Origin of the sequence: Halolamina litorea (assembly GCF_026616205.1) — an archaeon.
Classification (GTDB): domain Archaea; phylum Halobacteriota; class Halobacteria; order Halobacteriales; family Haloferacaceae; genus Halolamina; species Halolamina litorea.
Genome location: NZ_JANHGR010000001.1, coordinates 1,744,684 through 1,770,810 on the forward strand (window position 1 = coordinate 1,744,684; position 26,127 = coordinate 1,770,810).

The following is a 26,127-nucleotide window of genomic DNA, read 5'->3' on the forward strand; positions in this document are numbered from 1 at the left end:
AAAAGCCTGACTACCAGAACAGCAGCGCCTCGAGCAGCACCGAGGCCGCCAGCATCGTCGCCCCGGCGACGAACAGTTTCGCCGCCGGCGAGAGCCGCGCCTCGACGGGCAGACCCACCCACGGGAGCGGCGGCACCCGCTGGACGGACGCTTGGAACCGCGACTCCTCGCGGGAGCCGAGCACCCGCCCCCCATCGCCGGGACGAGTGATCCGGTAGCCGTCCTCCTCGAAGGAGACGTCCCAGCGTTTGGCCGGGCGGAGTTGGAACGACGCGTAGGCAAGCAGCGCGGCGCCGCCGACGAACAGCGCGAACTCGACGCCGAACCAGCCCCCGCCGAGGGCGAACGAGAGGCCGGCCGCGACGACGCCGGTGACGAGCGTGAACGCAACCCCGTACACCAGCGCGTCGAGGGCCTGTCGGAGGCGGAACCGGGCGCCGCCGCCATCACCGGGCGGCTGCCAGCCGTCGGCCATCAGTCCTCGCCGACGGAGGGCCCGACCGCCGACGGGTCCGCGTACTCGGCCTCGTGGCGGTGACAGCGGCTCTCACGCCCCGCGGCGTCGACGCCGTGGGCGCCGGGCGACTCGTGGTCACAGACGCTGCCGAGCTCCGCCTTCAGGTGTTCGAGCGCGTCCGCCTCGTCGCCGTTGCGGGCGAGTTCTGTGGCGTGATCGACCGGCTCGCGGATGGAACCGGGCAGCTCCCGGTCGGCGAACAGCTCCTCGACCACCTCGTCGACGGTTGCAAAGCGCGTCTCGAAGCCGAGGAGTTCCCGCGCCCGCTCCGAGAGCGAGCGTTCGGTGCGGTCACGGGCCCGGAGCGTCTCGCGGAACACCTCGACGGCCTCCCACGTCGCGTCGTCGACGTCGTCGACGTCGTCGAAGCCGTCGGGCCGGATCTTGACCGGACAGCGCGTCGAGAACGCACAGCCCTCGGGCGGGTCCCGGGGACTGGGCGGCGTCCCGCGGAGCGTCATCCGCTCGCTCTCGACAGTCGGGTCCGGCTCCGGCACGGCCGAGAGCAGCGCCCGCGTGTAGGGGTTCGCCGGGTCCTCGAACAGCTGTTCGGTCGGGCCGAGTTCCATCACGTTGCCCAGATACATGACCGCCACCCGGTCACAGATGTGCCGGACGACGCTGAGGTCGTGGGCGATGAACAGGTAGGTCAGCCCGAGGTCGTCCTGGAGATCCATCAGGAGGTTCAGGATCTGGGCCTGCACGGACACGTCGAGCGCCGACACCGGTTCGTCGAGGACGACGAACTCGGGTTCGAGCGCGAGCGCGCGGGCGATCCCGATCCGCTGGCGCTGGCCCCCCGAGAACTGGTGGGGGTAGCGGTAGTAGTGCTCCTCCTGGAGGCCGACCTTCTGGAGCAGGTCCCGCACCCGTGCGCGGCGCTGGGCGGGCGTCCCCCAGTCGTGCACGTCCAGCGGTTCCCGGACGATCTCGCCGATCGTCATGCGGTCGTTCAGGCTCGATTCGGGGTCTTGGAAGACGACCTGTGCGTTCCGGCGCCACGCCTGCAGGTCCTCCCCCGAGAGCGTCGTCACGTCGTCGTCGCCGACGCGGACTTCGCCGTCGGTGGCGGCTTCGAGTCGGACCAGCGTCCGCCCGAGCGTCGTCTTTCCACAGCCGGATTCGCCGACGACGCCCAGCGTCTCGCCTTTCTTCACGTCGAAGCTGACGCCGTCGACGGCTTTCACGGGCTGGCCCCCGACGAGGTCGCCGGACTCGTAGTACGTCCGGAGGTCACGGACCGACAACAGCGTCTCACCGGGCGCACCGTCGAGACCCGCGAGGCCGGTCGCCCCGGTGCCCTCGCTCATCGGCGATCACCCCCGCCGTCGCCGGCGGTACCGGGGGTCTTCCCGCCTTCGCCGCCGGCCGCGTGGCGGTCGATGGCCCGCTTCTCGGGTTCGTCCTCGGGGTAGAGCAGGCAGGCCGCGGTGTGGCCCGCGTCGACGCCGGCGCCGCCGCCGACCTCGACCGGCACCGGAACCGGGTGGACCGCCTCGCAGGCGTCGAACGCCTTCGGACAGCGCGGCGCGAACCGACAGTCAGTCGCCGGTTCGTTGGGTGTCGGCACCTCCCCCTCGATGGTCTCCAACCGATCGGCACCCAGCTGGGTACTCGGGATAGAGCGCAACAGTCCCTCCGTGTAGGGATGACGGGGGTTCTCGTACAGCGTCTCGACGGGGGCCTGTTCGACGACCTCGCCGGCGTACATCACGGCGACGCGGTCGGCGACCTCGGCGATCACGCCCATGTCGTGGGTGATAAAGAGGATGCTCAGGCCGTGTTCGTCCTGCAGGTCGTCCAGCAGTTCGAGGATCTGGGCCTGAATGGTCACGTCGAGCGCCGTCGTCGGCTCGTCACAGACCAACACCTCGGGGTCGCAGGCGAGCGCCATCGCGATCACGGCGCGCTGGCGCATCCCGCCGGAGAACTCGTGTGGGTACTCAGAGACCCGACGGGCCGCGTCGGGGATACCCACGTCCTCCAACAGTTCGATCGCCTTCTGGGTCGCGTCGATGCCCGAGAGCCCGCGGTGGAGTTCGAGCGCCTCCTCGATCTGGTTGCCCACCGTGTAGACGGGGTTGAGCGTCGAGAGCGGGTCCTGAAACACCATGGCGATGCCGCTGCCGCGGACCTCCTCGTAGCCCTTCTCGGAGAGCCCGGTCAGTTCCCGGCCGTCGAAACGGACTGAACTCCCCGGCAGGAGCTCGCCGGGGTCGTCGACCAGCCCCATGATCGAGCGGGCGGTTACGGACTTCCCCGAGCCGGACTCGCCGACGAGGCCGAGCGTTTCGCCCTCGCCGATGCCGAAGGAGACGCCGTCGACGGCGCGGATCGTCTCGCGTTCGGTGTGGAACACGGTCTGGAGGTTCTCGACCTCCAGCAGGCGGTCGGCGGCGGCGCGGCCCGCGTCGGCGGGCGTCGACGGCGTATCGGCGGCCATCAGGCACCACCCCCTGCGGCGGCGGTCTCGCTCTGTTGGGCGGCATCAGCCTCGCCGCTGGCCGACACGTCGCTCTGTGGGTCGATGGCGTCGCGGATCCCGTCACCCAGCGCGTTGAAGCCGGTGACGACGATGACGACGACGATGCCCGGCAGCAGCGAGATGTGCCACGAGGGCGTCGCCACGTAGGGCTGTCCCGCGCTGACCGCGCGACCCCACTCGGGCGTCGGGGCGTTGATCCCCAGTCCGAGGAAGGAGAGCCCGGCGACGCCGATGATCACGCCGCCCAGCGTGAGCGAGGCGTAGATCAGCAGGTAGCCGACCACGTAGGGCAGCATGTGTTTCCGCATCGTGACCGACGGTCGCTGACCGAAGCTCTTGGCGGCGTCGATCCACTCGCGTTCGGACACCTGCAGCGCGGGGCCACGAACCGCCCGCCAGAGGCCGGGCCAGCCCGTGAGGCCGAACAGCAGCGCCAACACCACCCCCCCGTTGTAGAACTCCGCTAACCACGTCCCCGAAAGGACGAAGGAGGCGAGCATGATGAACAGCAGTTGGGGGAGCGACTGGATCGAGTCGCTGGCGATCACGACGCCCAGGTCGACCAGCCCCTTGTAGTAGGCCGTCGCGAGCGCGAACGCCACCGCGATGCCGCCCGCGATCAGCAGGCTGAGGACCCCGATGAACAGCGACACCCTCGCGCCCGCCGCCATGAACGTAAAGAGGTCCTTGCCGCTCGGTAGGGTGCCGAAGGGGTGGAAACGGTCGAACTTGTCGTAGGAGAGCGGCCCCACGTTGTCCCCGCCCTGCCCGCGGGACTGGGAGCCGCTGTTCGCTTCACCGACGTATATCTCCTGGACGGAGCCGGTCTCCTCGTCGAAGTACTCGACGGAGTGGAGGTACGGGTCTGCGATGTTCGCGTCGACGGTCGTCGGCCCCAGCGCCGGGGCGAACAGCGCGAGCACGACGAACCCGAAGATCACCGCCAGCCCGAACAGCCCCCACGAGTGGTTGCGGAAGCGGTTGACCACGTCGTCGATCGGCGCCCAGTCGGCGTGGCGGTAGTTGTCGCGGTAGACGAGGTAGACCCACCAGCCGACCGCCATCCACGCGAAGCCGTAGGCGTAGACCAGCAGCACCCGGAGTATCCACGCGACCGCCGGGGAGAGCCCCATCGTCGTCCCGACCCACTCCCCCGACGGGAGTTGGTAGCCGGAGTTGTCGATCACCGACCGCGAGAGCAGCGTCGGCAGCCCCGCGAGCGCGTCGCCGACGCCGGCGAGCGCGCCAGCGAAGCCCTGGAGCGCGCCGGGGAGCGCCGCGCCGACGGCCTCCCACGGGAGGCTCATGATCAGGCTGGCGACGGCGCCGAACTCCACGGCGATCAGCGGAACCACGACCGCGAGCACGCGCAGCGCGGGCCCGGGGTCGTCGCCGATCCGCTCGCGGAGGGTCGGCTCGTCCTCCTCGACGGGGTAGTCGACGGCGCTCATGCGCCCTCACCCCCGTAGCCGACGCGCGGGTCGATCACGGTGTAGAGCAGGTCCTGCAGGATGTTGATCCCCACCGAGAGCAGGATGAAGAAGAACATCAGCGAGCCGACCAGCGGCAGGTCGGCGTTGATCGTCGCCGAGTAGAAGAGGTAGCCCAGCCCGTTGATGCTGAACACCGTTTCGACGAGCACGCTGCCGCCGAGCAGCAGGAACGCCTCCCCGGTGATGATCGGCACCAGCGGGATCAGGGCGTTCCGGAAGACGTGTTTCGAGACGATCGTACGGCGCGGGACGCCCTTCGCGCGGGCGGTCTCGACGTAGTTCTCGTTTTTCGTCTCCAGCACTGCGGTCCGGCCGATACGCATCTCGTTCCCCATCGACGCCGAGCCGAGGACGAGCGCGGCCGGGAGGATCGCCTTGAACGCCGCGAGGAAGTTCTCGGGCACCCAGAGCCGTTGTAGCTCCGGCGGCGTGACGATCTGTGTCTCGACGAGCCACGACTCCCAGTTGAAGCCGAACAGCTGATCGGACTGGGTCAGCACGGCGACGAGGATCACTGCGAGCCAGAAGTTCGGCATCGCCCGCCAGACGATGCCGCCGAAGGAAGCGACGTAGTCGCTGAGAGTGTTGGGGTTCAGCCCGGCGTAGAAGCCCAGCGGCAGGCCGATGAACAGCGGCAGCATCACCGACCAGAACCCCAGCCAGATGGTTCGGGGGGCATAGACCCCGATCAGTTCCCAGACGGGGCGCCCCCGGTTCACCACCCACGAGTAGCCCAGTTGTAAGGTAAAGAGGTCCCGAAGGTAGTCCACGTACTGCAACCAGAGTGGCTGATCGAGCCCGAGACTCCGTCGAACGGACGTGTAGGCCTCCGTGTTCCCCGACGGGCCGATCACGGCCGCGGCGGGGTCGATCGGACCCATCCGGAGGACGACGAACGTGATCGTCGTCCCGAAGAAGACGATGGGGATCATCAGGAGGACCCTGCGTGCGAAGTAGCTCCAGCGACTCATCCGTGGCCATCAATTCGAGTCCCCGTTAATACGTCTTCCCACGTGGCTCCGTCTCAACGGCTGCTACGTGTTTTCTTCCGTAAAGGAGGCGCCCGACCACCGCAAAACCTAACCGTCCCCTACGGAAGCAAAGGGTATGTCTGACACAGACGGCGTCCGACGACGACGCTTCCTGAAAGCTACTGGAGGCGTGGCAACTGCCGGCGTCCTCGCGGGCTGTGCAGGGGGCGACGGAGAGTCGACGCCGCCCGAAGCGCTCGGCAGCGACACGGATAGCGAGGGGGAGACCGACGACGAGAGCGAGGAGACCGACTCCGCGCCCGACGACGACCTGACGACGCTCCGGCTGATCAACGCCTCGGCCAACACGCTCGACCCAGTGGCGACGGTGCTCTCGACGGAGTCCGAGAAGGTCGTCCAGATGTACGACGGCCTCGTGGGCAAGCCCCACGGTGGCGCCGGCATCACGAACCTGATCGCCGAGAGCGTCGACGTCTCCGACGACGGCACCGTCTACACGTTCACGCTCCGTGAGGACGTGGTCGCGCACAACGGCGCCGAGATCGACGCGAACGCCGTGGTCTACTCCTGGGAGCGCCTCGCGGGCTCCAGTAACTCCACGTCCGACTACGTGCTACTCGACGACCTCGGCGTCGCCCACGAGACCGACGACGAGGGGAACTACGTACCCGGCAGCCTCGGCGTCGAGGCCACGGGCGACTACACCGTCAAGGTGACCCTGTCCTCGCCGTACTACGCGGGGCTGGACATCATGGCGGACGCCTCCTTCGTGATCGTGCCCGAGGGGATCGTCGGCGACATCGACGGCTACGAGGGGGAGATATCCTACGATCAGTTCACGACCGAACCGGTCGGAACCGGCCCCTTCGAGTTCGAGAACTGGAGCCCCGACAACGAGGCGTCGGTGACGGCCTTCGACGGCTACTACGGCGAGGCGCCGACGATCGACCGGGTCCACTGGCAGGTCATGGCCGACCCGAACGCCCAGTTCAACCACGCGATGAACCGGAACGTGGACGTGTTCCCGGTTCCCAACGCGCAGTACGACGCCGAGAAGGTCAGCGTCGAGGAGACCGACGATATCGGCCGCGAGATCGGGACCTACGGCCCGCTCCAGAACGACGAGACCGCCGACTACCTCCGGATCGCCGGTCTCTCGACGGCGTTCATGCTGTTCAACACGAACAACGTGATCGAGCCGGCCCGCAAGGCCGTCGCCTACGTGATGAACCACGAGCAACTGTCGAGCAACGCCTACAAGGGCCGTCTCACGGCCGGCTACCACATGACGCCGGTGTCGCTGTGGCCCGGCGGCCCCGAGGCCGCCGAGGAGCACGCCCGCGAGAACTACCCCTACGGCTACGACACCTCCGACATCGAGGCCGCACGGTCGCTGATGGAGGAGGCCGGCTACAGCCAGGACGACCCCTACGAGTTCGAGATCATCAACACGCCCGGGTCGACCAACGACCTGATCTCACAGGAGCTACGCGACCAGCTCTCGGCGGCCCACATCGACCTCCAGATCAACACCGCGGAGTTCTCGACGCTGCTCGACCGCGAGTTCGCCGGCAACCGTGACTCGGGGCTGGGCTCCTGGGGGATGTCCTGGGCGGACCCGATGAACGTGCTCGCGCTGCTCTACCCGCCGAACACCCAGACGACCAACAACGAGGGCGTCGAATCGGCGCCGCTCGTGGGGCTGAACTGGACCGGCACCGACGCCTCCGAGCGCGCCCGCGAGGCCTGGCAGACGATGCAGAACAACAAGCGTGACACCGAGGAGGACCGCCAGATCCGCGCCGACGCCATCCGGAAGCTGGAGGAGGCCAACTGGGAGGACTGTGCGCTGATCAACTACGGCTACCCCTCGAACGAGCGCTTCAGCTACGACTGGGTCGACATGCCCCTGTTCGGCGAACTCGGCGCGCTCTCGAAGTACGCCGACGTCGAGATCGACACCGACGCACAGCCGACCTGATCGGCGAGACTCGACACCGGAATTTTTCGCGACATGACGGGAACCGTGAGCGACCGCTCACGGAGCGGCGACTGCGAGAAGGGGGACCGAACTACTCCGACTCGCGCTCCGTGACGATCTGGTCGACGACCTCGTCGGCGTGTTCGGCGACGACCCGGACGACGGCGTCGTGGAACTCGCGACCGGTCACGTCGCGGACGCCGTGGTCGCGTCGAAGCAGCATCTCGGCTTCGAACTCGGCGTCCTCGAGCGTCTCCAGGGTCTCCGGCCGGACGTAGATGCTCTTTGCTGTCGTCTCGTCGAACTCGAAGGCCGGACCGGCGCCGTTCTCCCCGTCATCGGGGGTCGGTTCCGTGCCGTCCTCGCCCTCGGCGTCGCCGCCTGCATCCTCGGCCGCGGCGTCCGCCTCCGCGTCCGAGAGCCCCGCAAAGCGGTTGTCGTCAGGCATCGGCCTCCTCCACGATCGCCGCCAGTCTGTCGAGTCTGTCGAGCATGTCGTTGTCAGGGTCGTACTCACGCAGTGTTTGGCCGTCCCGCCACGCCCGGCTGAACGCGATCCGGTGGCGCAACCCCGGACCGGGTGAGTCGGGGTCCTCGAACTCCGCCGAGCGACAGAACTCGGGCAGGGCGTCCTCGAACGGCGACCCCTCCAAGTCCTCGATGATGCGGCGCTCCTCGTTGTTCCCCGAGAGGTCGTTGGGCACGATGGCCAGCAGGTCGAGGTCGACCTCCTTCCGGATCGGCCGGATCTGCTGGTCCCACATGCGCTCGAAGCCGCTGACGCTCGGTTCGCTCATCAGCAGCGGCACGATCACCTGTCCGCTGCCGATCAGGGCGGCGTCCGAGAGCGGGCCGAGGCTCGGCGGCGAGTCGACGACGACGTAGTCGTACGCGTCGTCGAGCAGCGGTTCGACGATGCGCCGGCGGACCCACAGCATCCCGAACGTGGAGTTCCGGATGCGGTCCTCGATCTCGTCTAAGTCGACGTGGGCGGGGAGCACGTCGAACCCCTCGCGGTCGACGACGACCTCGGCGACATCGACGGGGTCGTCGTCGGTTAGCACGTCGCCGAGGTGGGGGGAATCCTTCTCGTACTCGTCTTTCAGCCCCACGCCCTCGGTGGCGTTGCCCTGCTGGTCGAGGTCGACCAACAACACGTCGTGGCCCCGCGCCGCGAGGGCGTCCGCGAGGTTGATCGCGAGGGTGGTCTTTCCGACACCGCCTTTCTGGAGGGAAACACTGACGGCAGCGCCCATCAGCGTGCCACCCCGCGTCCCCGGACCGTCGCGGGCCGCGATCCGACGCGCTTCGTCCCACCGACCGCTCCGTCCGGTAGCATACCTGAGCACTCCGACGGGGAGCACTTAAGAGTTCTCACGAACTGTGAACCGCCGATACACCGAAGGAATCGCAGAACGTCTGCAAAGTTGGCGAACTTTGGAAATTGCTACTCGCGGCGCCGCGACCGTTCGTTTCCCCGCTATCGGGCGATTCCGGCGTCGTCCGTGTCGCTGCCCCGTGGATTGGTCCCAACACGGGGTGGCTCGTGGATGGACGGGAGAGCGCTTGAGACGCCCGATAACGACCGCGGCGGCGGTATCCTGTGGTTTTTACGGTACCCGGTGCTCGCTCCGTGCAGACCGACCGATATGGACACGAGAAAGCTGGGAGTACTCGTCGCCGCAGCGCTACTGACCGCCCCGTGGTTGGGGAGTTGGCTCATGGGGAGTGCCGAGGGGTTCTCCGCGGGGCTGACCGTCGCCGTCGCCGGGACCGGTATCCTCGGCGCCTCCTTCCTCCTGACGTGGGGCGCCGAGACAGCCGAGAAGGACGTCCCCCGGGCGTTCGCCATCGCTGTACTCGCGGTGCTCGCCGTCGCCCCGGAGTACGCCGTCGACGCCCTCTACGCGTGGCAGGCCGGAGTGAACGCCGGTACCCCCGCCGGCGTCGAAGCCGGGAACCTCGCCGTCGCGAACATGACCGGCGCCAACCGCATCCTGATCGGGATCGGATGGGCCGGCATCGCCCTCTTCACCGTCTACCGTGCGGGCGCCGCCCGTGACCCCGCCGTGAAGGATCGGTCCGGCTTCCTCACCGACGCCGTCTCGCTGGACCGGGACATCAGCCTCGAAGTCGCCTTCCTGTTCGTCGCCACCCTGTGGGCGTTCCTCGTCCCGCTCGGGGGCGGCATCGACATCCTGGACATGCTCTTTCTCGTCGGCCTCTACGTCCTCTACATCGCCGTCGTGCTCCGGGGCGAACCGGAGGAGGACGTCGAACACGTCGGCGTCCCGGCGATGCTGGGGCGCATCCCCAACCCCTACCGGGCGCTGACGGTCATCACCCTGTTCGCGTTCTCGGGCATGATCATCTTCACCGCCGTCGAGCCGTTCGCCCACAGCCTCGAACTGCTGGGGGAGGACATCGGTGTCCCCTCCTTCTTCATGATCCAGTGGATCGCGCCGCTGGCCTCCGAATCGCCGGAGCTGATCGTCGTCGTCGTGCTGGTCCGGAAGGCCCGCTCGACGGCCGGCTTCAACGCGCTGGTTTCCTCGAAGCTGAACCAGTGGACGCTGCTGATCGGGACGCTCGTGCTCGTCCACTCCATCGCACTGGGCGAGTACGGCGCGCTGAGCTTCGACGCCAAACAGGCCGCGGAGATCTGGATCACCGCCGCCCAGTCGCTGTTCGCCCTCGCGCTCATCATCAACTTCGAGATCGACGTCCGCGAGGCGGTCGGGCTGTTGTTCCTGTTCCTCTCACAGGTGATCCTCGAGTTCCTCGCGCTCCGTGACATCCTCCACCTGCCGATCTCCGAGACCGAACTGCTCTACGTGTTCACGGCCGTCTACATCGCCCTCGCGCTAGTGCTGTTCGCCCTCCGCCGGGGCGCGCTGGTGCGACTCGTCAGCGACACACGGTCGATCGTCTCCGACGCCATGGACGGCAGCCCCGACAGCTAAGGTAGCCGTCAGATAGGCCGGCAAGCGTACCCTTTTGGGGAGTCCACCCACACCGCTTGCGTGGACGAACTCTCACCCGAACGGTTCTACGACTTCTCGATCGCGACCGGCGCCGCCGTCTCACCGGACGGCGACCGCGTGGCCTTCCTCGTCAGCGAGTTCGACAGCGAGGAGGACGACCGCCACACGTCGCTGTTCGTCGCCCCGACCGACGGCTCCGCCGCCCCGTACCGACTCACCCGCGCCTCCAACGCCTCCAGCCCGAAGTGGTCACCCGACGGCGACCGATTAGCCTTCCTCGCCGCCCGTGACACCGACGCGAGTATCGCCGTCGAGAACGGCGCCCCCGAGGACGACGACGAGGACGATGGCGACGACGGCGGCCCCGTCGGCGACGGCCCGAAGCCGCAGGTCTGGTCTTTCGACATGGCCCGGGGCGGCGACGCTCGCCAACTTACCGACCGCGATTACGGCGTCAGCGAGTTCGACTGGGCGCCCGACGGGGAGCGCCTCGTGATCTCGGCCCGTGACCCGACCGAGGAGGACGAGGCGTACCTCGAGCAGCGCAACGACGACGGGCCTATCGAGATCGATCGGCTCCAGCACAAGGGCGACGGCGCCGGCTGGATGGACGAGGTCACCACCTACCTGTTCGTCGTCGACGCCGAGAGCCGCGAGACGGTCCGACTCGACAACGCCTACGACAACGAGGAGAAGGGCGACCGCCGGGGGCTCCAGCCCGCGTGGTCCCCCGACGGCAGCCGGATCGCCTTCGTCGCGCAGCACGAGGAAGACCCCGACGACACCCACGCCCGGAACGTCTACACGATCCGGCCCGACGGCACCGGCTACCAACAGCACACCGACGCCGACCTGACCATCTCCGCGCCGGAATGGTCGCCCGACGGCACCCGGATCGCCCTCGGCGGGGGCGACCCCGACAACTGGTACAAGCCGACCGAGGCGTACGTCCTCGACGTACAGAGCGGCGACCTCGACTCGGTCTCGGCCTCGCTCGACCGCACCATCGCGTTCGGCGGGAACCCCCAGTGGCTCGACGACGACACTCTCGTCTCGCTGTTCGGCGACGAGGGGAACACCCGGATGGTCCGCCTCAACGCCGACACCGACGACCCCGAACGCGTCTTCGTCGCACAGGGCCGCAGCCGGTCTGTCTCGGGCCTCTCGGTCTCCGACGACGGTGACACCCTCGCGTTCCGAATGGACGACCCCGAAGAGGGGGCCGACATCTTCGCGATGGGCCGCGAGGGTCTCGACGCCGAGAAGGGCGCCGAAGCCGACGAGGCCGGCCTCGCACAGGTCAGCGAGGTCAACGCCGATCTAGTCGAGGAGAGCCACGACTGCGTGCGCGTCTCGTGGGAGAACGGAGACGGCGTCACGATCCACGGCCTCGCGTACCTGCCGCCGGATTTCGACCCCGAGGACCCCGAGCCGCGGCCGGTCGTGTCGTCGGTCCACGGTGGGCCGATGTCCTACGACTCGCCGGCCTTCGGCTTCGACCAGCTGTTCTGGACGAGCAAGGACTACATCGTCCTCCGAACGAACTACCGCGGCTCGACCTCCTACGGCCAGGAGTTCGCCGAGCGCCTCCGTGGCACCCGCGGCGACAAGGAGGTCGACGACGTGGTCACCGGCGCCGAACACCTCGTGGAGCAGGGCTGGGCCGACGAGGACCGCCTCTACCTCACCGGCTTCTCCTACGGCGGGATCACCACGGCAGCGACGGTAACGAAGTCCGACCTCTTCGCCGGCGCCGCCGCCGAACACGGCATCTACGACTTCTACGCCACGTTCGGCACCGACGACAACCACCTTTGGCACGAGGACGAGTTCGGCCTCCCCTGGGAGAACGTCGAGACCTACCGCGAGATCTCCTCGATCACCGACGTTGGGGACGTCGACACGCCGCTGCTGATCACCGCCGGCGAGAACGACTGGCGCTGTCCGCCCACGCAGGCCGAACAGCTGTTCGTCTCGGTCCGCAAGCAGGGCGTCGACTCCCGACTCGTGGTCTACCCGAACGAGCACCACAACATCGGCGACCCCGACCGCGCGATCCATCGGCTCGAGGAGCTCTCGACCTGGTTCGCCGATCACTGAGCCGGTCCTCCGTTCGACGCCCGCGCTGACCGGCCAGAAAACGGACCCGTGGGTGTGGTTCAGTCGTCCGCCAGGGCGGATCGATCGGGCTGTTCGACGCTGAGCGAACCGACGAGTTCGGTGTGGGGGTACGGGAACCCGATACCGGCCTCGTCGAAGCGTCCCTTGACCTTCTCGGTGAGTTCGTGGATCACGCCGCCCGCGCCCGTCTCCTTGGGGTTGATCCACGCCCGAGCGTTGAACACGATCGCGGAGTCACCGAGCGTGGTGAGCGGCGCCGTCGGTTCGGGGTCCGCGAGCACGCCGTCGATCGCGGCGGCCTCCTCGAGGATGATCTCGCGGGCGCGGTCGACGTCGGCGCCGTAGTCGACGCCGAAGTCGACGGTGACGCGCCGGGTGTCGTTGGCCTGGACGTTCTTCACGACCGCGTTCGCCAGATCGCCGTTGGGCACGGTGAGCTGTTCGTTGTCCCAGGTATCGAGCTTCGAGACGCGGAGGTCGATCTCACGGACGATCCCGCCGTTGCCGCTCCACTCGATGTAGTCGCCGACCTCGAAGGGTTTGTCCTTGAGGATGAACACGCCGGCGACGAAGTTCTGGACGATGTCGCTGGCCGCGAAGGCGAAGCCCAGCGCGAGCGCGCCGAAGATGGTGGCGAACGCGCCGAGGATCATCGGGAACCCCGCGACGGTGGCGGCGATCGCGACGGCGCCGAACAAGGCTATCGCCCCGGCGATACTGGACGCCAAGCTGACGATCGCGGGGGAGTAGTCACGTTGGTTCAAGGCTTCCTTCGTCGTCCTGACGAGGATCGACTTCCCGACGAGGTAGAGCACGACGAACGAGACGCCGAACGTCACGACGGTGATCAGGAACGAGACGATCGAGGCGATGGGGTTGGCGAAAACGCCGCTCTGGAGTACTGTGAACATCACGGTGGACGTTACAGGTGACAAAAGATATAGATTTCTGCATAAATACTTTTCAATTTGCGGTTGCTTTTGCTCAGAGTAGTACAAATCGAATCACAGCCGGTCGCTTCCCGCATCGAGACACGATAGCACCGACACTCAGTCCCTTATTAACCTCCTCCGGGCACACTGCGTAAAGAGGGGTAGCGTTCCATCCCACCGCACGAAACCGGCCGTATTGAGCGTGACTGGGGGAGGTTTCTCCTTTCGTTGCTGCCTCCACGCGACGTCGACTCGGTAGCCAGAATCAATATCGCAGTATGTGATTTACGTGTCCGAGATGGGCCGGGAGAAATTGACAACTGCTCCGAATTACTGTTCAGAAATCACGGAGAAAGCGCCGTTTCGAGCTCTCGACCCACTCGTGTGGCCACCGTCTCCACGGCGTCGATGGCCATCGTCGCGAAGCCGTGGACCTGCGCCGGGTAGTTCTCGTAGCGCACGTCGACGCCGTCGCCGACGGCGGGCCTATCACGGGTGCCGTACTTGCTGGCGAGTCAGAGGACCGGCCGGAGGAGCTTGAGCACGTAGCCGTTGTGTGGGATCGATCCACGGCGACTGTCGAGGACCGCCTTCGCCTGCGGGTCGATCCGGTCTGCCTGCATACCCGGGGAACGGTCGCCCGGCCAAAAGCATCGGCTGTTGGGGACCGATCGGAGCGCAAAATTCACACTCCTCCAGCGTCGACGGGGGGTATGGCCCAGATCGAAGTCGATCTCCCCGACCGTATCACCGGTGAGCTCAACCGTCTCGTCGAGTCCGGCGAGTTCCTCAACCGCGAGCGCGCCGTCGAGGACCTGCTCCAGCGCGGCGTCTCCGCCTACGACATCGAAGAGGAGCCCGCCGAAGAACTCGAGAGCGACCTGTTCACCCAGACCGTCGAGGACCAGCAGGACCCCGCGATGCAGGAGGGCGGCGGCGACGACGAGCCGACGTTCTAAGCGCTAGGCGGTGTTGCGAGCTTTTCTCGAAAGGTGTCGAGGCCGACGCCCACAGTGACGGCCCCAGAACTGCATCCCGAACCACAACTCCACTGACCGACGGGTCGTCCCACACGGCCTCGCCGATCGCTGCCACGTTCGCGGCACCGGATCACGTCATCCGAAGCACGCACTAACAGTCTGGAGCGGGAGCTACCTCACTCTGCGGCCTAACTGGTTTGGCTGCCGCCGCTGCACCGAGCAGCCGCTCGTGGAAGTAAGGGAGGTAAAACGGAGAACCGTACCCGATGTGGCTCGGGCACGGGGCGAGGATCGCCACGTCGACCGGTGGGATGTGGGGTGGGGGGGATGCCGGAATGCGTCGGCGTCAACGGTCGAATCGCTCTCCGAATTACCGCATAGGTTCAATGTATTCCGGGAGTATTGTGTTAGTGGCTATACTGACAGAACAGCCGAACCGTCCAACCCAATACTGATAGCCCCTACGCGTCGACGGGCTCGGCCTCCCGGTCGGCTTCCTCGAACAGCACCGCACAGAGCTTCCGTTGGGCTTCGCGGAGGTGGTGGCTGAAGGTGGGCTGGGAGATCCCCATCGCCTCGGCGATCTCCGTCCCCGTGTGTTTCCGCGGCCGGTCGAAGTAGCCGCTGAAGTACGCCGTACGAATCGCCTCGAGCTGTCGGTCGGTCAGCGTCTCGCTCGCCGACGCCCGCTGTTCGGCGACCGAGGGGTCGGTCCGCTGGAAGCTGCGCTGGGCGACCAGTTCCGCGCCCGGGAACCGGTCGCGGAACAGTTCGACGAACTCCCGGACCGGCGCGTCGACGCCGAGTTCGGCGACGACCGTCGCCTCGCCGCCGCCAGCACGGAGTGCGACGGGCCGGGCACCGTGTTCGAGCATCGTTGACTCCGGGCTGTCACCCGCGAGGCTGGCGCGGAACAGACAGACCGGCTCGTCGTCGACCTCGTACTCGGAGATCAGCGTGAACTCCCGCAGCGGAAGGCTCTCGGCGGCCGCGATCACCGACGCCGCCGGGACCCCGCGCGTGGTGAGGAACCGCCTGACGCCGCCGTCGGACTCGTGGACGAAGTTCTCCGCGACCAACGAGCAGCCGAGGTCGCGGGTCAGCCGCACGAACGCCATCTCCGTCCCCGACACGTCGAACTCGAGGCGGGTCACCTCCCCGCCCATCAGCGCCTTCTTGCTCTCGGCGGCGTTGATGGCGTAGGCGATGGTGTCTGCGAGTTCGTCGAGCACCGCCTGCTCCAGATCACCGAACACGCCGGTCTCCTCGGCGTAGACGCTCAGGGTGCCGTACATCGCGTCCTCGTACACCAAGGGGAACGATGCGGTCGCGTGGAAGCCGCGGTCGAGCGCCGCGCGCTGCCAGTTGTGGAACTCCCCGTCGTCGAGCACGTCGTTGACGACCTGTTCGGTCCGGGTCCGGGCCGCCTGCTCGACCGGTGATCCCTCGCCACCGAGGGTTTCGAGGGACATGTCGAACCCCCCGGCGCGGTCGTCTCCGCCCGCACGCTCGCGAACGACGATGTCGCCGGCGTGGTCGCGGTCGCCGATCCACGCCAGCCCGTAGGGGCCGGCACGGGCCAACTGTTCACAGACGACGGACTCGATCTCCTCGCGGGTCGACGCCCGCACGAGCGCTCGGGAGATGCTCCGGATGATGTCGTTGATCCGGTTCAGTCGTTCGAGGGTCCGGTTCTGTTCCTCCAGAAGCTGTTCGCGGTCCTCGCGCTCGCGTTCGCGCTTGACGCGGTCGAGGGCCGCCTCGACGTTGCTCGCGACGGTCCCGACGAAGTCGAAATCCGCCGTGCGGACGCCCTCGCCGGTGGTCGTCCCGACGATGAGCACGCCGTGTCTCGCCATCGGGAACAGCGCCAACTCGGAGAGGGAGGCGGAGGTCTCGTCGCCGGAGACCGCGCGTGGACCGCCGCTCTCGGCGAACGCCCGCCAGACGGCGCCACCCCGAGTCGACAACAGTTCATCGAGGTCGAGCGTACTCGCGGCGTCGCTCGTCGCCGCCGCCGGCCGGAGTTCCCCCGCGTCCCCGTCGTACAGCGCGACGGCCATCACCGGGATGTCGAACCGCGCCTCGGCGACTTCGACGACGCGCTCGCTGACCGACGCCGGCGTCTCGGCGTCCATCAACTCCCGCGTGAGACCGTTGAGTGCCTCCAACTGCGCGTGGCGCCGGGAGCGGTCGCGCTCCTGTCGGTTCCGCTCGACGGCGTGGTGGATCGACCGGACCAACAGGTCACTCGTCACTTCGTCCTTCACGAGGTAGTCCTGTGCCCCGCGTTTGATCGCCTCGATCCCGATGCGCTCGTCCTGGATACCGGTCAGGACGATGACCGGGACCAACTCCGTGGCGTCGATGACGCCGGTCAAACTCTCCAAGCCGTCGCTGTCGGGGAGTCCGAGGTCCAACAGGACCACGTCCACGTCGGCGTCGGCCAGGCGCTCGACACCCCCGGCCAGCGAGGATTCGCTGTGGATCCGGAGGTTCTCCGGCGCGGAGGCGTCCACGTCGACGCGCTCGAGAAGCGTCTCGGCGTCGTGGAGCATCTCCTCGATCAGCCGAGCGTCGCCGGGGTTGTCCTCGATCAGCAGCAGTTCGAGTTCGTCCGCCGCCATACCTACCGGTCCTCGCCGACCGGTCGTTCGGTCGTACGGCCTCGCATTCGGGGTGGTGTCTGTCGACGCACGGGGCCCCGGATGCCGTCGAGACCGACCAGTTGCGCCATTCTGGCGGCTCTTGGATGGCCTCCCGTAAACCTCTGTCCCCGTGGGACGGCGGACCTACTCGCCGTCGAACACCGTCCCGAACACCGAGCGCTCGGCCGCCCGGAGATGCTGGGAGAACGTCGGGGCCGAGATGCCGAGCAGGTCCGCCACCTCCTCGCCGGCGGTCTCCCGGGGCCACTCGAAGTAGCCGGCGTGGTAGGCCGCTCTGAGTGCCTCCAAGCGCCGATCGGTGAGATCGTCGGTCTCGATCCGGGCGCTCGCTCGCGGGCCGCTGTCCGTGGCGGTGACCTCCTGTTTGGACACCAGCGTCGTGTCGTCGTAGTGGTCGCGGACGGTGCCGAGGACGCTCCGCGCGTCGGCGTCGTGGGGCAGTTGGATGCGGACCGTGAGGTCGCCGCCGGCGCCGACGGTCGCCGACACGAACCGCCCGCCGGCGGCGCTGACCGCCGAGAGGATCCGTGGCTCGACCACCAGCACCTCGAAGGCGGTGCCCTCGTCGGTCTCCCGGACGGCGAGGACCTCCTCCCAGTCCTCGTCGTGTTCGACGAGCCACTCGATCAGGTCGAACCCGTCCCCGCTGGTCGTGCCGAACACGACGTACTCCCCGCCGTCGCGTGGAACCACGGCGTCGAACTGGACCTCGCCGGTGGTGTCGGGAGCGCCCTCGTACGTGCCGAGGACCTGCGAGACGCGAAACTCGAGGTCGATGACCGAGTCCGCGAGCAACACCTGCTTGCGGTCGATCGCGGCGATGGCGTGGCCGACGATCTTGCCGAGCAGGCCGATCACGTCGTACACCTCGTCGGTGAACGCCTCCGGTCGATCGGTGTAGACGTTCAACACGCCGTAGATGGTCCCCTCGTGGGCTACCGGGATCGCCGCCGACGACCGGAAGCCGTACTCCTCGGCGTCCTCGTCCCACGGTTCGTAGCTGGGGTTGGTGCTGATGTCGTGGGCGGTCTGGACCCCGCCGGTGTGGAGCGCCCGGCCGGTCGGGCCCGCGCTTTCGGGCTCCGTCGGGTCCGTCGATATCGAGACCGACTCGGTGTACCCCTCGACGCCCGCCTCCGCACGCGGTTCGACCGACTGGTTCGTGGGGTCGGCCTCGCCGATCCACGCGAACAGGTAGGAGTCGGTCGCCGCGATGGCCTCACAGACCCGACGCTCGATCTCTGACCGGGTAGGCTGGGCGATGGCCTCGTCGGTGACGGCCCGTACCACCTCGTTGAGTTCGTCGAGCGCGCGCAGCCGATCGACGTACCGGCGGCGTTCGAGTTCGTCGCCGATCCAGGACGCGAGGTGTTCGACGAACGCGATCTGCCAGTCAGAGAAGGGCTCGCTCCGTGGCTGCGTACCGTAGAAACAGAACGTGCCCGTGGTCTCGCCGTCGACGACGACCGGGACGCCGAGGTAACACTCGATCCCGAGGTCGCGGTTCCCCTGACGCTCGGCCAGCGACGGCGCCTGCTCGGGGATGTCGTCGAGGACGAGCGTTTCGCCGCGCTCGACGACCCGTTCGCAGTTGGTGGTCTCGAGGGGGACGCTGTCGCCCGCCTCGACCCCCGCTCCCGCGGGGCTGATGACGGTGTCGAACAGGTACTCGTCGTCGGTGACCCGGGAGAGCGTCGCGAACTCCGTCCCGACGGCGTCCCGGCAGACCGAGAGCAGCGCCTCGATCCGTTCCTCGAACGCCTCGTCGCCGGCGACGATCACGTCGTGGGCCGCCCGCAGCGCACGCTCCCGGCGATTGCGCTCGCTCACGTCCCGGATGACGCCGGTGAACCGTCGCTCGCCGCCGTCGACGGTGTGGGTGCCGAAGGAGACGCTGAGGTCGATCCGCGTGCCGTCCTTCCGGACCCCGGTGACCTCGACGCTCTGCCACTCCCCCGGTTGGCCGCCGTCGAGATACCGGTCGAGCGCCCCGCGGTGGTCGCCCGTCGCCCCGGGTATCAGCACCCCGAGTGACTCCCCGATAAGCTCCGAGGGCGCGTAGCCGAACACCCCCTCGGTCGCGCTGTTGGCTCGCCGGATCGTGCCGTCCTCGTCTATCGTCACGACCACGTCGGTGACCGTCTCCACGAGCGTCTGTCGCTGGTGCTCGGGAGTCCGCTCGGCGGGTGGCACCTCGCGGGCACAGACCGTCACGCCGGTCTCCGAGGGGTAGATCCGCATCGAGAAGCGCCGGCCGGCGGCCGGGATGGGCTGCTCGATCCGCGCCGGTCGGCCGCGGTCGATCGCCTCCAGGCAACGGTTCTGCAGCCCCGATCCCGCCAGTTCGGGCAGGATGAGCCAGATCGAACGGCCGACCACGCTCCGCCCGTCGAGGTCGAACGCCTCCTCGGCGCGGTCGTTCAGGTAGGTGAACGTCCAGTCGGTGTCGAGCGCGAAAACCGCGTCGGTGATCCGGTCGTGGGCGGCCGCCTCCGGGCCACCCTCGCTTGTATCCGCGCGATCCTCCATACGGCCGGACCACCGCGGTTCCCACTCAAGTATCTTCCGTGGCGACAGTGACCAAGACACGACAGTTCAGGGCTCCGAACGGGGACGGAACCCGCCGGTTCCAGATAGCGCCGACATCCGAGTCGGGGTTGGCCGTCCCAGCCGTACGGGGCGCCGAGCACCGGCACGTCGACGCCACGCCGTCGCCGGAAGTGTTCCCGCAGCCACTGGTTTCGATATTCGCCAGTTTCGTTTTCGCTCCGCGCAGTATTCCTTTCCGATACGGAATCCCATTACTGAGTTGGACAACCTTAATACTTGGAAGCCGCATCTACGTGACGATGGCAGGGACTGACCACGACTGGTGGCCCAATCACTTGAACTTGGAGATCCTCGACCAGAACGCACGGGACGTGAGCCCGATGGACGAGGAGTTCGACTACGGTGAGGCCTTCGAGTCGCTCGACCTCGACGAAGTGAAGTCCGACATCGAGTCCGTGCTGACGGACTCGAAGGAGTGGTGGCCGGCCGACTACGGCCACTACGGCCCCCTCATGATCCGGATGGCGTGGCACAGCGCCGGTACCTACCGTACCGTCGACGGCCGCGGCGGCGCCGCCGGCGGCCGGCAGCGCTTCGCCCCGCTCAACAGTTGGCCCGACAACGTCAACCTCGACAAGGCGCGACGCCTGCTCTGGCCGGTCAAGCAGAAGTACGGCCGGAACCTCTCGTGGGCCGACCTCCTCGTTCTGACGGGGAACGTCGCCCTCGAGTCGATGGGCTTCGAGACGTTCGGCTTCGCCGGCGGCCGCGAGGACGCCTACGAGCCCGACAAGTCCGTCGACTGGGGCGAGGAGGCCGAGATGGAGACGTGGGACCGCTTCGACGAGGAGGACGAACTCGACGAGCCGCTGGGCGCGTCGGTCATGGGGCTCATCTACGTCAACCCCGAGGGCCCCGAAGGCAATCCCGAGCCCGAGTGGTCCGCCGACCGCATCCGGCAGACGTTCGACCGGATGGCGATGAACGACGAGGAGACGGCCGCGCTGATCGCCGGCGGCCACACGTTCGGGAAGGTCCACGGCGCCGCCGACGGCGAGGGCCACCTCGGCCCGGAGCCGGAGGCTGCCCCCATAGAGGAGCAGGGTCTCGGCTGGGAGAACGACTTCGGCGAGGGGAAGGGCCCCGACACGATCACGAGCGGCATCGAGGGGCCGTGGACGCAGTCCCCGACCTCGTGGGACATGGGCTACCTCGACAACCTCCTCGACCACGAGTGGGAGCCCCACAAGGGCCCCGGCGGCGCGTGGCAGTGGGAGCCGGTCGGTGACGAGCTGACGAACACCGTCCCCGACGTCGAGGGCGCCCCCGACTCGGTCACGCCGATGATGCTGACGACCGACGTGGCGCTCAAGCGCGACGACGACTACCGCGAGATCGTCGAGCGCTTCCGCGACAACCCCGACGAGTTCCAGGAGGCGTTCGCGAAGGCCTGGTACAAGCTGATCCACCGCGACATGGGCCCGCCCGAGCGGTTCCGTGGCCCCGAGGTGCCCGACGAGGAGATGCTCTGGCAGGACCCGACGCCGGACGCCGACTACGACCTCGTCGACGACGAGGCCGTCGCCGAGCTGAAGGAGACGCTCCTCGACTCGGAGCTCTCCCGCACGCAGCTCGCCAAGACCGCGTGGGCGTCGGCGTCCACCTACCGCGACAGCGACAAGCGCGGCGGCGCAAACGGCGCCCGCCTGCGCCTCCGGCCCCAGCGCGACTGGGAGGTCAACGAGCCCGAGGAGCTCGATAGCGTGCTCGACACGCTGGAGGGCATCCGCGAGGAGTTCAACGCCTCGCGCGACGACGGCGTCCGCGTCTCGCTCGCGGACCTGATCGTGCTGGGCGGCAACGCGGCCGTCGAGGCCGCGGCGGCCGACGCCGGCTACGACGTGACCGTCCCCTTCGACCCGGGCCGCACCGACGCCACGCAGGAGCAGACCGATGTGGAGTCCTTCGAGGCGCTCAAGCCCGACGCTGACGGCTTCCGGAACTACTACGGCGACGACGCTCGGCAGGAGGCCGAGGAGCTGCTGGTCGACCGTTCGGAGCTGCTGAACCTCACGGCCGACGAGATGACCGTGCTGGTCGGCGGGATGCGCGCGCTGGGCGCGACCCACGGCGACAGCGACCTCGGCGTCTTCACCGACGAGCCGGGAACGCTCACCAACGACTTCTTCGTCACCCTGCTGGACAACGACACGGAAGTCGAGAAGGTCGGCGAGAACCACTTCGAGCTTCGCGACCGCGAGACCGGCGAGGTCGTGGGCGAGGGTACCCGCGCGGACTTCGTCTTCGGCTCGAACTCCCGGCTCCGCGCGCTCGCGGAGACCTACGCGGCCGACGACGCCGAGGAGATGTTCGTCGAGGACTTCGCCGAGGCGTGGTCGAAGGTCATGCGGAACGACCGCTTCGACCTCGAGTAAGCGACTCGCAGGACACCGCGGCTCTTCTTTATCAGGTTCAGTCCGCCCCGAACTCCCCCAGCCCCGACTGTGAGCCGACTTCCTCGGCGACGCACGGGTCGTCGTTCGTCGGGTCGTTCACCCGCGTCGAGACCGGGAACGCCCGGAGTTCGTCGTCGGGGTACGGGTCGAACACCGACCGCCAGTCGCCCGGGCCGGCGCCGTTCAGCCACGTCGACTCCTCGCTCGCTTCGAGCATCACCGGCATCCGGTCGTGGACCTCGCCGACGGTCGCGTTGGCCTCGGTCGTGAGGATCGTACAGGTCCAACGCTCCGCGTCGTCGCCGGCCCAGGGGGACCACAGGCCGGCGTACGCGTACGGCTCGCCGTCGATACGTTCGATCCGGTAAGGCTGCTTGCGTCCCTCGGGGCCGGCCCACTCGTAGAACCCATCCGCGAGGATCAGACAGCGGCGGGACCCGAAGGCGTCCTCGAACAGCCGGTTCTCGGCCACGCTCTCCGAGCGGGCGTTGATCGGTCTGGGCCCCTCGTCGGGGTCGTCGGCCCACGGCGGGACGAAGCCCCAGGTGAGCTCCGCCGCCCGGTCGGGCCGGTCGTCCCGGATCGCCAGCAGTTCCGAGCCGGGGGCGATGTTGTACCGCGGCTCGAACGCCTCCACGGAGACACCGAACCGGTCGGCCAGCGTCGCCGCGTCGACGGCGAGGGAGGTACGGCCGCACATGATCGGTGGGAGGCCCGCCGGCCTCTTACCGGTATCGTCAACGGAGCGAAGCTTCATGTTCTGAGAAACCGTACCAATATCGATGGCTAATCCACTCGAACAACTCCGTGAGTTCGGCACTCGATCGTTGGTACTGCATACGCTGATGGCGCTCACGCTCCTCGCGGCGGTGGGGTCTGCGTTCCTCCTCACCGGGGAGTTACGACTCGTATCGTTCGTCGCGTTCCTGAACTTCACCGCCGGTCTCTGGATCTCTCACTCGGTCCACTCGCTGGGGAACACGTTCCGCGGCGACGAGTACGAAGGGATCACGGGTGAGCTATGAGCCGGCACGGTGACCCTCCGGGACTGTTCGACGAGATCGCGTGGGAGCGGTTCCTCCGGATCGTCGTCGTCATCGCGTTCGCGACCACCACGTTCGCGTTCACCGCCGCGGAGGTGCTGCCGCCGAGTCTCTCGACGATCGCTATCGGGGCGATCGGCTCGGTGGCGCTGGTCACCGCCATCATCGGCTTCCTCATCGGCGCCGCGTCGACGCTCGACCACGCCGAGGCCCGGGCGAGTGCGGCCTCGACGCCGACGACGGAACCGCCCGAGGAACAGGACGGCGACAGCGCCTCCGAGAGCACCTGATTCCGTTCGGCCCCACGCAGGTCGGCTGACCGAATAGGCGGCGCCGCCGTCGAACGGCCGCCGAGGGTTCGGGGCCACACTGTGGCCGATACGCGGGCCGCGATGGTTCGCTTCTGTGACCAGATACTGTTCCCGCTCGAACAGTTCATGCCGCCGGCCACGCTATGTGGTAGCATGTATCGCCCACTTGCGCGGCTCCGGGAGTACGGAACGCGGTCGCGTGCGGTGTACGTGCTGATGCTCGCATCGTTCCTCGCAGCGCTGGTCTCGGCGTTCCTGCTCCCCGGACAGTTGGGGGTGGTGTCGTTCGTCGCGTTCGTCAACTTCACCGCCGGTCTCTGGATCGCCCAGTCGGTCCACACGCTCGGACACACCTTCGAGAGCGAGTCCGCGGAGACGGTCGCGGAGCTACCCATCGAGCAGATACCGAGCCTCTTCGAGGAGATATCGTGGGAGCGCTTCGTCCGGATCGTCGCCGTGACGGGGTTCGCGGCGGCGGTGTTCATCTTCACCGCGAGCGAGGTCCTCCCGCCGGAGATTTCGGTGGTCGCGACGGGCGCAATCGGCTCCATCGCGCTGCTCGCGGCGATGCTCGGCTTCCTCATCGCCGCGGCGTCGACGCTCAACCACGAGGGGCGGCCGGCGGCGGGAACGACCACCGTCGACCGCGAACCGCCCCCCGACGAGGAGGGGCGGCCGGCCGGGGAGAACCGCTGAGGCGGGCTACTCCGCGGGCGCCGTCGTCGCCTCGGGCAGGCGACGCTGCAGGAAGTCATCGAGCGTGCGGAGCATCCGGATCTTCTGGTCGATGTCCGAGGAGGCGTGGCCCTCCTCGCCGAGTTCGACGTACTCGTAGTCGCCGTCCTCGCCCTGCTCGTAGCCCGCGTCGTCGAGCGCGTCCCGGAAGATACGGGCTTGCGAGACGGGCACGCGGCGGTCGTTGACACCGTGGACCATCAGCAGCGGCGCCGCGAGGTTCTCGACGTGGGTGACCGGCGAGCGCTCGCGGTAGAGTTCGGGGTTCTCCTCGGGCGTGCCGAGGTACTTCTCCATCAGTTCGGTCCGGAAGTGGGGCATCGTGTTCGCGTGCATGTCCTCGAGGTCGGTGACGCCGATCCACGCGATCCCCGCGGCGTAGAGTTCGGGGTGGTCGACCATCTGCCAGTACGCCGAGTAGCCGCCGTAGGAGCCGCCGAAGACGACGACACGGTCCTCGTCGACCCAGTCCTCGGCGGTCACCTGCCGGACCGCCTCGGCGATGTCCTCCTGCTCGCCGCCGCCCCAGTCGTCGTAGAGGCGCTCGACGAACTCACGGCCCCGGCCGGTGGAGCCGCGGTAGTTCACCTGCAGCACCGAGTAGCCCCGGGAGAGTAGGAACTGGGTGTACATGCCGAAGCTCCGGTAGTCGGCGGCGCGCGGGCCGCCGTGGGGGTTGACCACCAGCGGCGACGGGCGCTCGCCGGAGTCGTACAGCAGCGCGCCGATCTCGAGGCCGTCGTGGCTCTCGAAAGTGAAGTAGTCGGCGTCGACGAACCCCTCGGGGTCGAGGTCGCCGTACTCCGCCGCCAGCAGCGTCTCGGTCTCGCCGCTCGCCATGTCGTGTGCCAGCAGGTCGGGTCGGCTGTCGGGGGTGGTGTGGCTGACGAGGACGCGGTCGCCGTCGAGCATCGGCGAGCCGGCGCCGGAGAAGGCGGCGACGCCCTCGGGCACGTCGAGTTCGCGACCTTCGCCCGTCTCGATGTCGTACACCAGCGGGACGACGGCGGCGTCGCGGGTCCGCAGCGCGAGGAAGCGCTCGCCGTCGGGGGTGAAGGCGACGGGGCTCTCCTCGACGGTCAGGTCGCCGAACCACTCGACCTCGTCCGTCCCGAGGTCGTAGACGCCGGCCCGCGAGAAGTTCTCGGTGTTGTCCGAGACCAGCAGTCGGTCGCCGTCGGGGCTCCAGTCGGCGAAGCTCGCTTCGGCGCCGTCCTCGCCGATGTTGAGGTTCCGGGGGTTCGAGCCGTCGACGTCGGCGACGTACACGTCCTGGTTGTTGTAGTCGTCGGACTCGTTGGTCGTGAAGGCCACGCGGTCGACGCCGGGGGAGAAGCCGCCGCCGCCCGCGGCGCGCTCGTAGTCGGTCAGCTTCGTCGCCTCGCCGCTCGGGATATCGAAGCTGAAGAGGTTCATCTGGCCGTCCCGGTTCGAGCCGAGCAGCAGCGTCTCGCCGTCGTCGGCCACGTCGGCGAGGACAGTCTGACCGTCGAGGGCGGTCAACTGTTCGACCTCGCCCTCCTCGGTGCCGCGGACGCCGATGCGGTAGATGTCGTTCTGCTCGTTGCCGCCCTCGTCGTCGTGGAAGTAGACAGCGTCGCCGTCGTCGCTCCACTTCAGGTGCCAGCGGGCGTTGCGGGGCACCTCGCCGTCGCTGATCTGCCGGCGGTCGCCGGTCTCAACGTCGAGAACGTGGAGTTCGTTGCGCCCCGTCACGTCGTAGTAGAGGGCGACGCGGTCGCCCTCGGGTGAGGCGACGGCGTGCTGGAAGCTGGGAAGGCTCGCGAGCCGTTCGAGGAAGTCAGGGTCCGTGTCTGCCATCGGTTCCCCCTCACACGCCCCGGCCTAAAACGTTCCCAGAACGACGCTTCTGTTACC

20 protein-coding genes are annotated in these 26,127 nt (G+C 68.1%); 8 read left to right on the forward strand and 12 right to left on the reverse strand.

What is annotated here, in order from left to right; all coding sequences use genetic code 11:
• Positions 1 to 10: 10 nt before the first annotated feature.
• The 5 genes from NO998_RS08970 to NO998_RS08990 are packed head-to-tail and all read right to left on the reverse strand — an operon-like array spanning position 11 to position 5,466.
• Positions 11 to 475, reverse strand: a complete 465-nt coding sequence (locus tag NO998_RS08970; RefSeq protein WP_267646771.1) for a DUF7555 family protein — start codon at positions 473 to 475, stop codon at positions 11 to 13.
• Positions 475 to 1,827 carry an ABC transporter ATP-binding protein gene (locus NO998_RS08975; protein ID WP_267646772.1) on the reverse strand — a complete coding sequence of 451 codons (1,353 nt, stop codon included), beginning with the start codon at positions 1,825 to 1,827 and terminating at the stop codon, positions 475 to 477. The genes NO998_RS08970 and NO998_RS08975 overlap by 1 nt, the downstream gene beginning before the upstream one ends.
• The gene (locus NO998_RS08980; RefSeq protein ID WP_267646773.1) at positions 1,824 to 2,960 is read right to left on the reverse strand and encodes an ABC transporter ATP-binding protein; all 1,137 of its coding nucleotides are present in this window, start codon (positions 2,958 to 2,960) and stop codon (positions 1,824 to 1,826) included. Before NO998_RS08980 ends, NO998_RS08975 begins: the two co-directional genes overlap by 4 nt.
• Positions 2,960 to 4,453 carry an ABC transporter permease gene (locus NO998_RS08985; RefSeq protein ID WP_267646774.1) on the reverse strand — a complete coding sequence of 498 codons (1,494 nt, stop codon included), beginning with the start codon at positions 4,451 to 4,453 and terminating at the stop codon, positions 2,960 to 2,962. The genes NO998_RS08980 and NO998_RS08985 overlap by 1 nt, the downstream gene beginning before the upstream one ends.
• Positions 4,450 to 5,466 (reverse strand): ABC transporter permease, encoded by a 1,017-nt coding sequence (locus tag NO998_RS08990; protein WP_267646775.1) that lies wholly within the window; start codon positions 5,464 to 5,466, stop codon positions 4,450 to 4,452. Before NO998_RS08990 ends, NO998_RS08985 begins: the two co-directional genes overlap by 4 nt.
• A 136-nt stretch (positions 5,467 to 5,602) precedes the next feature.
• Between NO998_RS08990 and NO998_RS08995 the strand changes: the two genes are divergently transcribed.
• Positions 5,603 to 7,468, forward strand: coding sequence for an ABC transporter substrate-binding protein (locus NO998_RS08995; protein ID WP_267646776.1), 1,866 nt, complete (start codon positions 5,603 to 5,605; stop codon positions 7,466 to 7,468).
• Positions 7,469 to 7,559: 91 nt separating this feature from the next.
• On the opposite strand, the gene NO998_RS09000 is transcribed toward NO998_RS08995, so the two are convergent.
• On the reverse strand, positions 7,560 to 7,916 hold the full coding sequence (locus NO998_RS09000; RefSeq protein ID WP_267646777.1) for a DUF7970 domain-containing protein: 357 nt from the start codon (positions 7,914 to 7,916) through the stop codon (positions 7,560 to 7,562).
• Positions 7,909 to 8,724: a ParA family protein gene (locus NO998_RS09005; protein WP_267646778.1), complete on the reverse strand. Its 816-nt coding sequence runs from the start codon at positions 8,722 to 8,724 to the stop codon at positions 7,909 to 7,911. Before NO998_RS09005 ends, NO998_RS09000 begins: the two co-directional genes overlap by 8 nt.
• A 393-nt stretch (positions 8,725 to 9,117) precedes the next feature.
• Here NO998_RS09005 and NO998_RS09010 point away from each other — a divergent pair, with 393 nt between their 5' ends.
• Entirely contained in the window at positions 9,118 to 10,431 is a 1,314-nt protein-coding gene (locus NO998_RS09010) for a sodium:calcium antiporter (RefSeq protein WP_267646779.1), read from the forward strand.
• 60 nt (positions 10,432 to 10,491) lie between these two features.
• A complete protein-coding gene (locus NO998_RS09015; RefSeq protein ID WP_267646780.1) occupies positions 10,492 to 12,552 on the forward strand; it encodes a S9 family peptidase in 2,061 nt (686 codons plus the stop codon).
• A gap of 59 nt (positions 12,553 to 12,611) precedes the next feature.
• Here NO998_RS09015 and NO998_RS09020 read toward each other — a convergent pair whose 3' ends face one another.
• Positions 12,612 to 13,484: a mechanosensitive ion channel family protein gene (locus tag NO998_RS09020; protein WP_267646781.1), complete on the reverse strand. Its 873-nt coding sequence runs from the start codon at positions 13,482 to 13,484 to the stop codon at positions 12,612 to 12,614.
• Between the two features lie 734 nt (positions 13,485 to 14,218).
• On the opposite strand from NO998_RS09020, the gene NO998_RS09025 reads away from it, so the two are divergent.
• Positions 14,219 to 14,464 (forward strand): DUF7120 family protein, encoded by a 246-nt coding sequence (locus NO998_RS09025; protein ID WP_267646782.1) that lies wholly within the window; start codon positions 14,219 to 14,221, stop codon positions 14,462 to 14,464.
• Between the two features lie 482 nt (positions 14,465 to 14,946).
• Here NO998_RS09025 and NO998_RS09030 read toward each other — a convergent pair whose 3' ends face one another.
• Positions 14,947 to 17,112 (reverse strand): bacterio-opsin activator domain-containing protein, encoded by a 2,166-nt coding sequence (locus NO998_RS09030; protein ID WP_267646783.1) that lies wholly within the window; start codon positions 17,110 to 17,112, stop codon positions 14,947 to 14,949.
• Between the two features lie 165 nt (positions 17,113 to 17,277).
• Positions 17,278 to 19,683: a GAF domain-containing protein gene (locus NO998_RS09035; protein WP_267646784.1), complete on the reverse strand. Its 2,406-nt coding sequence runs from the start codon at positions 19,681 to 19,683 to the stop codon at positions 17,278 to 17,280.
• Positions 19,684 to 20,003: 320 nt separating this feature from the next.
• Between NO998_RS09035 and katG the strand changes: the two genes are divergently transcribed.
• Positions 20,004 to 22,139, forward strand: coding sequence for a catalase/peroxidase HPI (katG, locus tag NO998_RS09040; protein ID WP_267646785.1), 2,136 nt, complete (start codon positions 20,004 to 20,006; stop codon positions 22,137 to 22,139).
• A gap of 37 nt (positions 22,140 to 22,176) precedes the next feature.
• On the opposite strand, the gene NO998_RS09045 is transcribed toward katG, so the two are convergent.
• Positions 22,177 to 22,860, reverse strand: coding sequence for an SOS response-associated peptidase (locus NO998_RS09045; protein WP_267646786.1), 684 nt, complete (start codon positions 22,858 to 22,860; stop codon positions 22,177 to 22,179).
• Positions 22,861 to 22,942: 82 nt separating this feature from the next.
• On the opposite strand from NO998_RS09045, the gene NO998_RS09050 reads away from it, so the two are divergent.
• The 3 genes from NO998_RS09050 to NO998_RS09060 all read left to right on the forward strand — a co-directional run bounded on the left by NO998_RS09050 (position 22,943) and on the right by NO998_RS09060 (position 24,210).
• Positions 22,943 to 23,185: a hypothetical protein gene (locus NO998_RS09050; RefSeq protein ID WP_267646787.1), complete on the forward strand. Its 243-nt coding sequence runs from the start codon at positions 22,943 to 22,945 to the stop codon at positions 23,183 to 23,185.
• A complete protein-coding gene (locus tag NO998_RS09055; protein ID WP_267646788.1) occupies positions 23,182 to 23,493 on the forward strand; it encodes a hypothetical protein in 312 nt (103 codons plus the stop codon). Before NO998_RS09050 ends, NO998_RS09055 begins: the two co-directional genes overlap by 4 nt.
• Before the next feature lie 174 nt (positions 23,494 to 23,667).
• Positions 23,668 to 24,210, forward strand: coding sequence for a hypothetical protein (locus NO998_RS09060; protein WP_267646789.1), 543 nt, complete (start codon positions 23,668 to 23,670; stop codon positions 24,208 to 24,210).
• 6 nt (positions 24,211 to 24,216) lie between these two features.
• On the opposite strand, the gene NO998_RS09065 is transcribed toward NO998_RS09060, so the two are convergent.
• A complete protein-coding gene (locus tag NO998_RS09065) occupies positions 24,217 to 26,070 on the reverse strand; it encodes a S9 family peptidase (protein ID WP_267646790.1) in 1,854 nt (617 codons plus the stop codon).
• Positions 26,071 to 26,127: the final 57 nt, after the last annotated feature.